Raw genomic sequence first — 14,823 nt, forward strand, 5'->3', positions numbered from 1 at the left:
CGGACGGCGTACATCCATGTACGCCGCCCTTCGGGTTTTTCCCGCCTGGTTCGCCGCTTCGGAAGGGAACCCGGTAAGTCAAAAGCGACAGCAACAGCCAAAGCCAAAGCCAAAGCCAAAGCGGCAGCCGGGGCAACGGCAACGGCCGAAGCAACAGCAACAGCCGAAGCAACAGCAACAGCAAATGCGCTATACGGCGGTGCGCTTGTGCGCAATGCGTGGGACGCAGCGGCCGTGCGCCGTCCTCCAGCCCGCATCCAATGACGCTAGCGATCCAACAGCGGCCGCGACACCGAATCGCGTGTGATCAAGCGGTGCGGCACCACGTGATTGACGCTGGCGCGCTCCGCCCCGGCGGCCTGCCGGATCTCGCGTAACAGGAGGTCGATGGCGGCATCGGTCATGTCCGCCACCGGCTGATGGATGGTGGTCAGCTCCGGCCACACCATCGTCGATGCCGACGTGTCGTCGAACCCCACCACCGACAGATCCTCCGGCACCTTCAGGCGCCGGCGATGCGCCACCGATACCACCGCCGAGGCCATGTCGTCGTTGCTCGCGAAAATCGCGCTGGGGCGCGGCTGCAGCGCCAAGAGCCGCTCGGCCGCCTCCAGTCCGGCGCGATAGGTGAAGTCGCCGGCTTGCACCAGCGCGGCGTCGTAGCCGATGCCCGCCTCCGCCAGGGCGTCCCGGTAGCCTTGCCAGCGGTGCGCGCTGGCGGTCTGGTTCGGGTCGCCGGTGATGTAGCCGATGCGGGTGTGCCCGTGCGCGATCAGATGCGACACCATGTCGTGGCTGGCGCGGCGGTCATCGATGCGCACGCAGGAGACCTTGTCGCTGAACCGGCTGGACGCGATGGCGACGACGGGGATGCCGGCCTCGACGAAGGCGCCGACGATGGCCTTCGATTCGCACAGCGGCGGCGGCAGGATCACCCCTGCCACGCTGTTGCAGAGCGTCTGCGCGGCAGCGCGGCGTGCCCGCGGGCCCAGGCCATCCCAGGTGGCGATCACCAGTTGCGCCGCTGCACGGGTGGACCCGCGCAGCGCCCCGACCAGCAGTTCGCGCAGATAGCTGGAGCTGGGATTGGTGTAGATCAACGCGATGCACAGGTGCTGCGCCGCGGCGAGGGCGCTGGCGGCCGGGTTGGGCCGGTAGTCCAGGGCGCGCACGCTGCGCATCACCCGCTCGCGGGTGCTCTCGCGCACGCCGGCATGGCCATGGGTGACGCGCGAGACGGTCATGGGCGAGACGCCGGCATGCGCCGCCACGTCGTCGATGGTGATGGTGCTCGCTTTTCGACGCAGCGTTTTGGGGGTGCTCTTCAAGGAATGCGTTCCTTTGTTGCGACGCATGATGACAAGCGATATCGGGGGTGCGTAGTCTGCGCCGTGACGTGATGATAGCGCTATCAATCAGCGGCAGTCGGGCTCGGGGGGAGCCTTTATCGCGCGTCGTCTGGCAATCCTGAAACGGAGTTTTGAGTCGCAGCGACCGCACAGCGCGCTGCGATGTTCGGCGTGGAAGACGGGCATCGCCCGTGCGTGCCTCTTTGGGGGAGGGGCGGTACATCCATCGATCGCATGTCAGAGGGGAGAGTCATGAGCGCTTCTATGTTTCGTCGTCTGCCAGTCCTGAGGGCTCGTCCATGAGCCGGGCGCTGGCGAAGTTCAAATCCAGGGCCATGTTCACGTTCGTCGGCGGCGTGCTGGTCATCAATCCCGCCTTCGCACAGGACGCCGCGACGCCGGCGCCGCCCGCCCAGCAGCAGGCCCAGCAGCAGGCCCAGAGCAGCCCGACCCAACTGGACACCGTCCAGGTCACCGGCCTGCGCAACAGCCTCAGCCAGGCGATGGACATCAAGCGCGATTCCGCGGGCGTGGTGGATGCCATCAGTGCCGAGGACATCGGCAAGTTCCCGGACACCAACCTGGCCGAATCCTTGCAGCGCATCACCGGCATCTCCATCGAGCGGCGCGATGGCGAAGGCGCGCAGGTCACCGCGCGCGGCTTCGGCCCGCAGTTCAACATGGTGACGCTCAACGGGCGGCAGATGCCGGGCGCCGATGCGTTCGGCGCCGCCGGGCAGGTCGCCATCGGTGGCGTCGACGGCGGCACCCGCGCCTTCAACTTCGCCCAGTTGGCCGCCGAAGCGATCAACGGCATCGAGGTCTACAAGACCAGCCAGGCCAACGTGCCCAGCGGCGGCATCGGCGCCACCATCAACATTCTGACCTCGCGTCCGTTCGACCATCAGGGCATCGTCGCCAGTGCCGGCGCCAAGGCGGTCTCCGACCGCAGCCAGCCGTTCGACAACGACCTGACCCCGGAACTGTCCGGCATCTTCAGCTACAGCAATCCGGACAAGACCTTCGGCGTCGGCGTCAGCGCGAGCTACCAGAAGCGCAAGGGCGGCTCGGTGCAGGCCACCGAGAACTACTGGAACGTGCAGCCGTGGACCGGCTCGCTGCCCGGCAACCCGACCGTGGTCAACGCGCCACAGATCGGTGCGCTGTACGCGCGCCCGAACGACCTGCGCTATGCGTTCTCCGAGTTCGAACGCGAGCGCGTCAACGGCCAGGCGGTGCTGCAGTTCGCGCCCACCGACAGCCTGACCCTGACCCTGGACTACACCTACTCGACCAACGAGATCACCGAGAATCGTGGCGAGCAGGGCATGTGGCTGCAGAACAGCAACTACACCGACGTGACCTTCGACACCAGCGGCGCGGTGGCGGTGCCGACCTACATCCGCGAAATCGCCGGCACCAAGGATTTCGGCCTCGAGCAGCAACGCAGCATGCAGAAGTACAAGCTGGGCTCGCTCGGCCTGAACGCGGTGTGGAACGTGACCGACCGGCTCAAGCTGAGCTTCGACGCGCACGACTCGAAGAACGAAAGCCGCCCCAACGATCCGCTGACCGGCGGCGGTTCTCTCTTCATGAGCATTGCCGGCACCAACAACTGCACCACCGGCCCGCACTGCGGCGGCTCTTGGGTGCAGGAGTTGAACTTCAACAACGGCCTGCCGATCGGCACCCAGGTCTGGTATCCGAGCGACGCCGCTGCCGCGGCCAACGTCAACGGCGTGGTCAACCCGGGCTTCGTGCCGGGCGAGATCGGCACGCAGGTGCTGCGCGTCAACTCGCAGAGCCAGATCAGCCAGATCAAGCAGGCGCGCGTGGACGGCGAGTGGAGCTTCGACCAGGGCCGCTTCCAGTTCGGCGTGGACAGCAGCAAGTCGACCACCCACCGCATCCAGGCCGCCGAGGCGTATTCCACCCTGGGCGACTGGGGCGTGGCCAATGTCGACCGCGATACCGCCGGCGGGCTGATGAACCTGATGCAGCCTGTCAACATCATCGGCCTGTTCGACGACTACGGCGGCACCAGTTGGCCCGCATGGCGGGGCGATGCCGGCCGGCTCGCGGAATGGGCAGCCGGCCAGTACGGCGTCGGCCTGGGCGTGAGCCCGCAACGCGCCGCCGACAATTTCGTGGAGGAGAAGACCCGCTCGGCGTACTTCCAGGTGGAACTGGATGGCGAGTTGGCCGGTCGGCGTACCAATACGCGGTTGGGCGTGCGCTACGAAACCACCGACGTGGTCTCGACCTCGGTCATCGCCACCCCCGAAGCGATCGAGTGGCAGTCCAACAACGACTTCCGCGTGGTGCTGTCCAACGCGCAGCAACCCTTCAGCGAAAAGACCACCTACAGCTACATCCTGCCCAACCTCGATTTCAGCATCGATCTTACCGACACGCTGAAGGGCCGCGTCTCGTTCGGCAAGAGCATCGCGCGCGCGCCGATCGGCAACCTCTATGCCGGCCCCGGGGCACAGCAGCCGTTCGGCTCGGTGCTGATCGACCCGTCCTCGCGGGCCAGCGGCACCGCGCAGAACCCGGCGCTGAAGCCGCTGGAGTCCGACAACCTCGACCTGGCGCTGGAGTGGTACTTCGCCGACGCCAGTTACCTGTCGGTGACCTACTGGAACAAGTCGGTCAACAACTTCATCGGCAACACCGTGGTGCAGGAGAATCTGTACGGCCTGCGCGATCCGACCTCCGGCCCGGACGCGAGGACGGCACTGGCCTTCCTCACCAGCGGCGCCTGTCTCGCCCAGGTTGGGCCGGCCAATGCAGCGGCCTGCTCGGCCAACGATACCTCGTTGTTCACCGCGCTGGCCCTGCTGCGCAACAACCCGGCCGGCCTGGCCGCCTACAACGGCACCGGCGCGCAGGTGCTGGCGACCGAAGCGGCCTACGATCTCTACGGCGAGGCCGACGACCCGCTGTACGAGTTCAACGTCAACCGCCCGATCAACCAGAACCAGGCCAAGCTGCACGGTTGGGAACTCGGCGGGCAGTACTTCTTCGGCGACACCGGGTTCGGCGTCCTCGCCAACTACACCATCGTCAAGGGCGACGTGGGCTACGACAACGGCGGCGATCCGGGCATCGACCAGTTCGCGCTCACCGGCCTGAGCGACACCGCCAATGCGGTGCTGATGTACGAGAAGTACGGCTGGTCGGTACGCCTGGCCTGGAACTGGCGCGACCAGTACCTGATCCTGGCCAATCAGGGCACCAGCCGCAATCCGTACTATGTGGAACCCTACGAACAGTGGGACCTCAGCGTGAACTACACGTTGAACGACAACTGGTCGTTCGGCCTGGAAGCGATCAACCTGACCGGCGAGGACGTGCGCTGGCGCTCGCGTACCTCGCAGATGATCGTGAAGCTGGCCGACCAGAGTCCGCGCTACATGCTGGGTGTTCGCTACAGGTTCTGAAGAAGGCGAGGAGCTTCTCTTCGCGTGTCGCCACGGACGCCGCCGCTGTCGCGGCGGCGCGCCGTGCAAGGCTGCAACCAGGAGTGCGCAACACGATGCCGCGTTACGAAATGCTCAACAACATCGCGCACCGCGACCTGCGCGTGGCCACCGACTTCGGGCCGGAGTTCGGCGACGCGGTGGGCATGGTGCCGGCCTATCCGAGCGAGTTCGCCGAGCTGCAGCGGGAATATCCGCTCTTCCTGCGCAAGGACCCGGCGACGGGCGCGTGGCAGTCGGTGGCGCTGCTGGGGTTCGAGCAGCACGAGAACCTGTTCCTGCAGGAGCGGCGCTGGGCGGCCTCGTATCTGCCCGGTGCGGCCGCCAAGGGGCCGTTCCTGATCGGATTCCAGGAGCAGCGGATCGATGGCGTGCTCAGCCAGGAGGCGGTCCTGCACGTGGACATGGAGCATCCGCGGGTGACCGCGATGCAGGGGGAGCCGGTGTTCCTGCCGCAAGGGGGTAACACCGCCTATCTCGATCACATCGCCACGGTGCTGCGCGGCATCCACGAGGGCCATGCCTTCGGCGCGGAGATGTTCGCCGCGCTCGATGCGCACGGCCTGATCCAGCCGGTGACGCTCGACGTGCAAGTCGATGCGCAGCATCGGGTCGGCGTCAGTGGCCTGCACGCGATCGACCGTGAGCGCCTGTCTCAGTTGGACGGCACCGCGCTGGCTGCGCTCAACCGCGCCGGCTATCTGGAAGGGGCGTTCCTGATGCTGGCGTCGCTGCACAACATGCGGCGGCTGATCGCCGAAAAGCAGCGACGCCTGCGATTGCAGGATGCCGCCGTCGCGGCGGGCAGGAACTGACCATGCCGGACGGCGGGGCCATGCGGACACTGGAGGGCGTGCAGCCCACCGCGCTGCCAGTGCAGGACCTGGTGGCGGCCGGGGAGCCGGTGGTGTTGCGCGGCATCGTGCGCGACTGGGGGCTGGTCCAGGCCGGGCTGCGCTCCACGCAGGAGGGGCTGGCGTACCTGCGTGGTTTCGATGCGGGTGTGCCGGTTCCGTATTCCTTCGGCGAACCCGGGATCGAGGGGCGTCCGTTCTACAACGCCGATTTCACCCAGTTGAATGTCGAGGTCCGGCGTGGACCGCTCACGCAGGTGCTGGACGCGATCGCCGCCACCTTCGAGGATCCGCGGCCGCCCACCTACTATGTCGCGTCGCTGCCGATCGAGCGGGCGCTGCCGGGGTTCGCGCAGGCCAATGACGCCGGTCTGGCGGCGCTGGGGATCGCGGCACCGCCGAGCATCTGGATCGGCAACCGGGTGACGGCGTCCTGCCATTTCGACACGCCGGACAACCTGGCCTGCTGTGCCGTGGGCCGACGCCGCTTCACCCTGTTTCCGCCGGAGCAGATCGACAACCTGTATCCGGGGCCGCTGGACCCCACGCCGGGCGGGCAGGTGGTCAGCGTGGTGGACTTTGACCGCCCCGACTTCGCGCGGTATCCGCGCTTCCGCGATGCCCTCGCCAGCGCGCAGCACGTCGAGCTGGAGCCGGGCGATGCGCTGTTCATCCCGAGCATGTGGTGGCACCACGTGCGCAGCCTCGCGCCGTTCAACGTGCTGGTGAACTACTGGTGGCGCAGTGCGCCGGCCTTCCTGCCCTCGCCGCTGACGGCGCTGCAGCACGCGATGTGGGCGCTGCGCGATCTGCCGGCACGCGAGAAGCAGGCCTGGGCGACGCTCTTCGACTACTACGTGTTCGGTCCAGGCGAACGCGCGGGCCAACACCTGCCCGAGGCCGCCCGGGGCGAATTGGCGCCGTTCGACGAGGCACGGGCGCGCCGCACGCGCGCGCAATTGCTGGCGCGGCTCAACCGCTGATGGGAGCATCGCCTTGACCCTCGCCGCCACCACAGACGGACGCATCCGCAAGGTCGTCATCGCCGGCGGCGGCACCGCCGGCTGGCTGGCCGGCTGCGCGCTGGTGCACCAGTTCCGCGATCGTTTGGACATCACCCTGGTGGAGTCCGAGCAGATCGGCACCGTGGGCGTCGGCGAGTCGACCGTGCCGCCGATCCGCATGTTCCACCGCTTCCTGCAGATCGACGAGCAGGAGTTCCTGCGCGCGGTGGCCGGCACCTTCAAGCTCTCGATTTCCTTCGAGCACTGGCGTCGCCCCGGCGATCGTTTCATCCATCCGTTCGGCACCATCGGGCAGGGCACCTGGGCCACGCCGTTCCATCATTTCTGGCTGGACAGCCTGCGCCGCGGCATGCCGTCGGACCTGGGCGATTACTGCCTGGAAAGCGTGGCCTCGCGTGCGGACCGGTTCTCGCTGGAGACGCAGCCGCAGGTCAACTACGCCTATCACTTCGACGCCGCGCTGTACGCGAAGTTCCTGCGCAAGAAGGCCGAAGGCTATGGCCTGCGCCGGGTGGAAGGGCAGATCCGCGAGGTTCGGCAGCATGCGCATGACGGCGCCATCGCCTCGCTGCTGCTGGACGACGGGCAGGTCATCGAGGGCGACCTGTTCATCGACTGCACCGGCTTCCGTGGCCTGCTGACCGAGCAGACGCTGCACACCGGCTACGAAGACTGGCGCGACTGGTTGCCCAGCGATCGCGCCGTGGCGGTGCAGACCGAGGCGGTCGCGCCGCCGGTGCCGTATACCCGTGCCATCGCGCACGAGGCCGGGTGGCGCTGGCATATCGCGCTCCAGCACCGGGTCGGGTGCGGGCTGGTGTTCTCCAGCCGCCACATGTCCGACGACGAGGCGCACGCCAAGCTGCTGCGCGACGTCGACGGTCCGCCGCTGCGCGACCCGTGGCTGGTGCCGTTCCGCAGCGGGCGCAGGTTGCAGGCGTGGAACAAGAACGTGGTGGCGTTGGGCCTGGCCAGTGGCTTCATCGAGCCGCTGGAATCGACCAGCATCCATCTGACCATCAGCGCCGTGGTGCGCCTGATCCAGCTGTTTCCGAGCGACGGCATCAGTCCGGCACTGGTGGAGCTGTACAACACGGTCAGCCGCCAGGAGATGGAGCACGTGCGCGACTTCATCATCCTGCACTACCACGCGACCCAGCGCGACGAACCGATGTGGAAGGCGTGCCGCGAGATGGCGCTGCCCGAGTCGCTGGCGATTCGGCTGCGCGCCTGGCGCGAACGTGCGCACGCCTGGCAGGACCCCGGCGAACTGTTCCGCGTGGATTCGTGGACCAGCGTGTTGATGGGCCAGGGGATCCAGCCCGGGCCGCCGCATCCGCTGGCCGCCGCCATCGGCGATGCGGACCTGCGCACGCTGCTGACGCGGATCCGGCAGCCGCTGCAGCAGGCCAGCGCGGCGATGCCCTCGCAGGCGGAGTTCATCGAACGCTATTGCAAGGCGGCGCCGGACGTCTGGCCGCGGAGCGTTTCCCTGGCGTAGCGGGACGCACGCCGTCATCCAGAAATGGTAGCGCTAACTTAGAGCAGGTACGAAGTGGAAAACATGCAACTGGTGGCCGGAATCGATGCGGGAACGCAGAGCCTGAAGGTCGTGGTCTACGACCCGGTCGGGCGCAGCGTCGTGGCCAGCAGCACTGCGCCGCTGGAGTTGGAGGCCGCCGCCGACGGCAGCCGCGAACAGCGGCCGGCGGACTGGGTGGCGGCCATGCAGGCCTGCTTCCGGGCGATCGATCCTTCGCTGCGGTCGCGCCTCGGCGCGCTGGCGGTCTCGGGCCAGCAGCACGGCTTCGTTCCGGTCGATGCGGCAGGCGAGGTGCTGGCACCGGCCAAGCTGTGGTGCGACACCAGCACCTCGGCCGAGTGCGTGCAGATCATGGACGCGGTCGGCGGCGCGGCGCGCACCATCGCACTGGCGGGCAATCCGATCCTCGCCGGCTACACTGCCTCCAAGCTGCCGTGGACCAAGACCCACCGGCCCGAGGCCTATGCGCGCCTCGCCACCATTCTGCTGCCGCACGATTACCTCAACTTCGTGCTGACCGGCCAGCGCTTCTGCGAATACGGCGACGCGTCGGGCACGGGCTGGCTGGACGTGCGCACGCGCACCTGGTCGACCGAGCTGCTGCGCGCCACCGATCCGCAGCGCGATCTGGCGGAGTGCCTGCCGCGCCTGGCCGCACCCGATGCCCTGTTCGACATCGACCCGGCCGCGGCCAGCCTGCTCGGCGTACCGGCGACGCTGAAGGTTGCCGTCGGCGGCGGCGACAACATGATGGCGGCCATCGGCACCGGCTGCGTCGTGCCCGGTCGCCTGGCGATGAGTCTGGGCACCTCGGGCACCTTGTTCGCCTATTCCGACACGCCGGTGGTCGACCCGGACGGCGCGTGGGCCGCGTTCTGCTCGTCCACCGGCGGCTGGCTGCCGCTGATCTGCACGATGAACTGCACCGTGGCGACCGAACAGGTCGCCGCCGCCTTCGGTTTCAGCACCCGCGACGGCGATGCGCATCTGCACGCCACCGCGCCCGGTGCCGACGGACTGGTGATGCTGCCGTTCCTCAATGGCGAGCGTACGCCGGACCTGCCGCTGGGCAAGGGCGTGCTGGCGGGTCTGGACACCGCCAACATGACCCCGGCCCATCTCTATCGCGCGGCGATGGAAGGGGCGACGTACAGCCTGAAGTACGGCTTCGACGCCTTCGTGCGTGCCGGCATGCACTTCGAGCGCATCGTGCTGACCGGCGGCGGCAGCAACAGCGGCGCGTGGCGGCAACTGGTGGCCGATGTGTTCGGCCTGCCGGTGGACGTGCCCACGCAGCCGGAAGGCGCAGCGTTCGGCGCCGCCTTGCAGGCGCTCTGGGCCATCGGCCTGGCACGCGGCGATGCCGCCTCCATCGCCGACATCGCGCAGCGGCATGTGGCGGTCGATCCGCAGCTGTCGGCCCGCCCGGATCCGGCGCGCACCCAGGCCTATGCCGCGGCGTATGCGCGTTTCCTGCGTCATCTCGACGCCCTGACGCCGCTGTTGCGCGGCTGATCCTCCGTTTCGCCCCCCTCCCACCACGACAGGACCACGCACCATGCACACCCAACCCTTCATCGGCGCCAAGGAATACTTCCCCGGCATCGGCCGCATCCCCTTCGAAGGCCGCGGCTCGGACAATCCATTGGCCTTCAAGGTCTACGACGCCAACAAGGTCGTCGGCGGCAAGACCATGCAGGACCATCTGCGCTTCGCGGTCTGCTACTGGCACACCTTCTGCAACGCCGGGCAGGATCCGTTCGGCCCGGGCACGCGCCACTTCCCCTGGGAGGTCGGCGCGCCGATGGCCAGCGCCGAGGCCAAAGTGGATGCGGCGTTCGAGTTCTTCACCAAGCTCGGCGTGCCGTACTGGTGCTTCCACGACATCGACCTGGCGCCGGATGCCGACGATGCCGGGCAGTACGAAAAGAACCTCAAGCACATGGTCGGCCTGGCCAAGGCGCGCCAGGACGCGACCGGGATGAAGCTGCTGTGGGGCACGGCCAATCTGTTCTCGCATCCGCGCTACATGAACGGTGCCGCGACCAATCCCGATTTCGCCGTGGTGGCGCGCGCCGCCGTACAGGTGAAGGCGGCGCTGGAGGCGACGGTGGAGCTGGGCGGCGAGCATTACGTGTTCTGGGGCGGCCGCGAAGGCTACGCCTCGCTGGTCAACACGCAGATGAAGCGCGAACTCGAGCACTTCGCGCGCTTCCTCACCATGGCGCGCGACTACGGCCGCAGCATCGGCCTGAAGGGCAACTTCCTGATCGAGCCCAAGCCGATGGAGCCGATGAAGCACCAGTACGACTTCGACAGCGCCACGGTGGCGGGCTTCCTGAAGGCGCACGGCCTGGACAAGGATTTCAAGCTCAACATCGAGGCCAACCACGCCACGCTCTCCGGCCACACCTTCGAACACGACCTGCAGGTCGCGGCCGACCATGGCCTGCTCGGCAGCATCGACGCCAACCGCGGCAACGCGCAGAACGGCTGGGATACCGACCAGTTCCCCACCGACCTGTACGACACCGTCGGCGCCATGCTGGTGGTGCTGCGCCAGGGCGGGCTGGAGGGCGGCCTGAACTTCGACGCCAAGGTGCGTCGCGAATCCACCGACCTGGAGGATCTGTTCGTTGCCCACATCGGCGGCATGGACGCCTTCGCCCGCGGGCTGGAAGTGGCCCATGCGCTGCTCAACGACTCGCCCTGGGAACAGTGGCGCCAGGAGCGCTATGCCAGCTTCGACAGTGGCGCCGGCGAGCAGTTCGCGCGTGGCGCGCTCGGCCTCGCCGAGTTGGCGGCATTGGGCGCGAAGGGCGGCGAGCCGCGGCAGATCAGCGGCCGCCAGGAGCGCTACGAGAACCTGATCAACCAGTACCTGCTGCGCTGAGCGCGGCGGCAAGGAGAGCGTCGTGACCGACACCCATTCCGCACGCCGTACCGGCGCTCTGCTGGCCGCACTCTTGCTCGCGCTTGCCGTGTGCAAGGGCGACGTCCAGGCCGCGGCGCCCGCCCGCGCGGAGGCCAGCGCCTGGCCCAACGTGCGCTGGCCGCTGCCCGAGGATCCCGCGCTGGAGCAGCGCCTCACCGAGCTGATCGCCACCATGACGGTGGAGGAAAAGGTCGGCCAGCTGGTGCAGGGCGATATCGGCAGCCTCACCCCGGAGGACGTCCGCAACTATCGCCTGGGATCGATCCTGGCCGGCGGCAATTCCGATCCCGGCGGCCGCTACGATGCCGCGCCGGCCGAATGGCTGGCGCTGGCCGATGCGTTCTATGCGGCGTCGATGGACACGTCGCAGGGCGGCAAGGCGATTCCGGTGCTGTTCGGAATCGATGCCGTGCACGGGCAGAGCAACATCGTCGGCGCGACGCTGTTCCCGCACAACATCGGCCTGGGCGCGACCCGCAACCCGGCGCTGCTGCGCCGGATCGGCGAAATCACCGCGCTGGAAACCCGTGCCACCGGCATGGAGTGGACCTTCGCGCCGACCGTGGCGGTGCCGCAGGACGACCGCTGGGGGCGGACCTACGAGGGCTATTCGGAGTCGCCCGAGGTGGTGGCCAGCTACGCCGGGGCGATGGTCGAGGGGCTGCAGGGCAAGGTGGGGACGCCGGCGTTCCTCGATGGCCGCCATGTGATCGCCTCGGTCAAGCACTTCCTGGGCGATGGCGGCACCACCGACGGCAGGGACCAGGGTGACACCAAAATCGGCGAAGCCGAGCTGGTACGCATCCATGCCGCCGGCTATCCCCCGGCCATCGCCGCAGGCGCGCAGACCGCGATGGCCTCGTTCAACAGCGTCAACGGCGAAAAGATGCACGGCCACAAGGCCTACCTGACCGATGCGCTGAAGGGGCGCATGCACTTCGGCGGTTTCGTGGTCGGCGACTGGAACGGCCACGGACAGCTCAAGGGCTGCACGCCCACCGACTGCCCGGCCACCATCAATGCCGGCCTGGACATGGCCATGGCCTCGGACAGTTGGAAGGGCTTCTACACCACCACGCTGGCGGCGGCCAGGAACGGCACCATCTCCCCGCAGCGCCTGGACGATGCGGTGCGCAGGATCCTGCGGGTCAAGATGCGGCTGGGCCTGTTCGAGGCGGGCAAGCCGTCGGCGCGCGCGGTCGGTGGCCAGTTCGCGCTGATCGGTGCGCCGGCGCATCGCGCAGTGGCGCGGCAGGCGGTGCGCGAGTCGCTGGTGCTGCTGAAGAACCAGGGCGGCGTGCTGCCGCTGTCGCCGAAGCAGCGCATCCTGGTGGCCGGCGACGGCGCCAACGACGTCGGCAAGCAAGCCGGCGGCTGGACGCTGAACTGGCAGGGCACCGGCACCACCCGCAAGGACTTCCCGAACGCGGACACCATCTACGAGGGCTTCGCGCAGCAGGCCAAGGCCGCCGGCGGCGAGGCCGTGCTGGCGGTCGACGGCAAGTACACGACGAAGCCGGACGTGGCTGTTGTGGTGTTCGGAGAAAACCCGTACGCGGAGTTCCAGGGCGATCGGCCGACCCTGGCCTACAAGCCGGGCGACGACACCGACCTGGCGTTGATCAAGCGGCTCAAGGCCGACGGCATTCCCGTGGTCGCAGTGTTCCTCAGCGGACGCCCGCTGTGGGTCAACCGCGAACTCAATGCCGCCGATGCCTTCGTGGCGGCGTGGCTGCCGGGCTCGGAAGGCGCAGGTATCGCCGACGTGCTGCTGCGCGGCCCGAATGGCGGCGTGCAGCACGACTTCAAGGGCAAGCTGAGCTTCAGTTGGCCGCGCACGGCCACGCAATACGCCAACAACGTGGGGCAGCAGGGCTACGACCCGCTGTTCGCCTTCGGCTACGGCCTGCGCTACGCCGACAACGGCAATCTGGCCAAGCTGCCGGAGGTCTCCGGCCTCACCGGCAACGAAGGCGCGGCCGGGGTGTTCTTCGCCCGCGGCGCGGCCGGCCCGGGCATGGCCTTGCGCCTGGAAGGCAGCACCGGACAGGGCGTGACCGTCACCCGCGTGCCGGAATCGCTCGATGGCGCACTGCTCAAGGTCACCGGCGTCGATCACCTGGCGCAGGAAGATGGCCGTCGTCTTGCCTGGTCGGGCGGCCGCGAGGCGGTGGTCGCGCTGCAGTCGCATACGCCGCTGGATCTGCAGCGCGAGAGCAACGGCGACCTGATGCTGGTGACCACGTTGCGGGTGGACACCGCCCCGCAGGGCGAGGCGTGGCTGGCGGTCGGCTGCGGCAGCGGCTGCACCGCGCGGGTGGCGATCGGACCGGCGCTGGCGGCGCTGCCGGTGGGCCAGTGGACGCGCGTGGGCGTGCCGCTCAAGTGCCTGGCGGCGGCCGGCGCGGATCTGGGCAAGCTGGACCGCCCCTGGGCGTTGACCACCGCGGGCACCATGACGCTCTCGGTGTCGCGGGTCGCGCTCGGTGCGTTGAACGAAGCCGAGACCACCGTCGCATGCCCGAGCGCATGAACCTGCGTCCTGCGCTAGCGCCCCTTGGGTGGGCTAGCGACCGAACCGCGCAGCACCAGCCGGTGCGGGACCACGTGGTCGCTGGACACGCGCGCGTCGTCGCGCTTGTGGCGGATGCTGCGCAGCAGGATGTCGATGGCGGCATCGGCCATCGAGGCGATCGGTTGATGGATGGTGGTGAGTTCCGGCCACACGGTGGTGGCCGCCGAGGTGTCGTCGAAGCCCACCACCGACAGGTCGCGGGGCACCTCCAGGCCGCGCCGGTGCGCGACCGAGATCGCCGCCGCGCCCATGTCGTCGTTGCTGGCGAAGATCGCGGTCGGCGGCCGCCGCTGCGACAGCAGCTTCTCGGCGGCGGCCAGGCCCGAGCGATAGGTGTAGTCCCCCTGCTGGACCAGGCCGGGTTCGACCTGCAGCCCGGCTTCCTGCAGGGCAGTGACGAAGCCCTCGTAGCGCCGCGCGCTGGCGCTGAGATCCTGGCGGCCGCGGATGAAGCCGATGCGCCGGTGGCCCTGCCGGATCAGGTGCTCGGCCATCTCCTTGCCCGCATGGAAGTCGTCGATGCGCACGCAGGAGATCGCGTCGCTGAGCCGCCCCGCGGCGATCGCGACCACCGGGATGCCGGCCTTGACCAGTTCGGTCACCGCCGCCTGCGACTCGCACAACGGCGGCGGCAGGATGACGCCGTCCACGCGCCCGCCCAGGGCACGCGCGGCCTTGCGCTCGGCGTCGGGGTCCAGGTCTTCCCAGTAGTGGATGACCAACTGGATGGCGGCGTTGGACGCGACGCGCAGCAAGCCGACCAGCAGCTCGCGCAGGTAGGCGCCGCTGGGGTTGGTGTAGATCAGGGCGATGCGCGTGTGCTGCGCGGCGGCCAGCGAACTGGCGGCCAGGTTGGGCGTATAGCCCAGTTCGCGCACCGCGCGCAGCACGCGCTCGCGGGTGGCATCGCGCACCTTGCCCTGGTTGATCGCGCGCGAGACGGTCATCGGCGAGACCCCGGCCAGGGCGGCGACCTCGTCGATCGTCACCCCGCTGGTCTTGCGGCGGACCGCTTTCTTCGGCTTGTCCAAAACGCGTTCCCTTTGCTCTTCTTGACGCT

General features: G+C 68.7%; 10 protein-coding genes. 8 read left to right on the forward strand and 2 right to left on the reverse strand.

Going from position 1 to position 14,823, the window contains the following annotated elements; translation table 11 throughout:
• On the forward strand, positions 1–264 hold a 264-nt coding region (locus M3U25_RS18885; protein WP_355503462.1), incomplete at its 5' end, for a hypothetical protein.
• Positions 265–266: 2 nt separating this feature from the next.
• Here M3U25_RS18885 and M3U25_RS18890 read toward each other — a convergent pair.
• Positions 267–1,244 carry a LacI family DNA-binding transcriptional regulator gene (locus tag M3U25_RS18890; protein ID WP_242161241.1) on the reverse strand — a complete coding sequence of 326 codons (978 nt, stop codon included), beginning with the start codon at positions 1,242–1,244 and terminating at the stop codon, positions 267–269.
• 404 nt (positions 1,245–1,648) lie between these two features.
• On the opposite strand from M3U25_RS18890, the gene M3U25_RS18895 reads away from it, so the two are divergent.
• The 7 genes from M3U25_RS18895 (at position 1,649) to M3U25_RS18925 (ending at position 13,721) form a co-directional block, all read left to right on the forward strand.
• Positions 1,649–4,792 carry a TonB-dependent receptor gene (locus M3U25_RS18895; protein ID WP_355503460.1) on the forward strand — a complete coding sequence of 1,048 codons (3,144 nt, stop codon included), beginning with the start codon at positions 1,649–1,651 and terminating at the stop codon, positions 4,790–4,792.
• A gap of 95 nt (positions 4,793–4,887) precedes the next feature.
• A complete protein-coding gene (locus M3U25_RS18900; protein ID WP_242161181.1) occupies positions 4,888–5,646 on the forward strand; it encodes a SapC family protein in 759 nt (252 codons plus the stop codon).
• Between the two features lie 2 nt (positions 5,647–5,648).
• Positions 5,649–6,668, forward strand: a complete 1,020-nt coding sequence (locus M3U25_RS18905; RefSeq protein WP_355503457.1) for a cupin-like domain-containing protein — start codon at positions 5,649–5,651, stop codon at positions 6,666–6,668.
• 13 nt (positions 6,669–6,681) lie between these two features.
• Positions 6,682–8,211 (forward strand): tryptophan halogenase family protein, encoded by a 1,530-nt coding sequence (locus M3U25_RS18910; protein WP_355503455.1) that lies wholly within the window; start codon positions 6,682–6,684, stop codon positions 8,209–8,211.
• A 63-nt stretch (positions 8,212–8,274) separates the two neighbouring features.
• The gene (gene xylB / locus M3U25_RS18915; RefSeq protein ID WP_355503453.1) at positions 8,275–9,768 is read left to right on the forward strand and encodes a xylulokinase; all 1,494 of its coding nucleotides are present in this window, start codon (positions 8,275–8,277) and stop codon (positions 9,766–9,768) included.
• A gap of 43 nt (positions 9,769–9,811) precedes the next feature.
• Positions 9,812–11,146: a xylose isomerase gene (xylA, locus tag M3U25_RS18920; protein WP_355503451.1), complete on the forward strand. Its 1,335-nt coding sequence runs from the start codon at positions 9,812–9,814 to the stop codon at positions 11,144–11,146.
• An 88-nt stretch (positions 11,147–11,234) separates the two neighbouring features.
• Entirely contained in the window at positions 11,235–13,721 is a 2,487-nt protein-coding gene (locus tag M3U25_RS18925) for an exo 1,3/1,4-beta-D-glucan glucohydrolase (protein WP_355503468.1), read from the forward strand.
• Positions 13,722–13,735: 14 nt separating this feature from the next.
• Here the strand turns inward: M3U25_RS18925 and M3U25_RS18930 are convergent, their stop codons facing one another.
• Complete coding sequence (locus M3U25_RS18930) at positions 13,736–14,794, reverse strand: LacI family DNA-binding transcriptional regulator (protein WP_355503449.1); 1,059 nt, start codon at positions 14,792–14,794, stop codon at positions 13,736–13,738.
• Between the last annotated feature and the right edge of the window lie 29 nt (positions 14,795–14,823).

This window comes from Xanthomonas sp. PPL134 (genome assembly GCF_040595915.1).
Lineage (GTDB): Bacteria > Pseudomonadota > Gammaproteobacteria > Xanthomonadales > Xanthomonadaceae > Xanthomonas_A > Xanthomonas_A indica.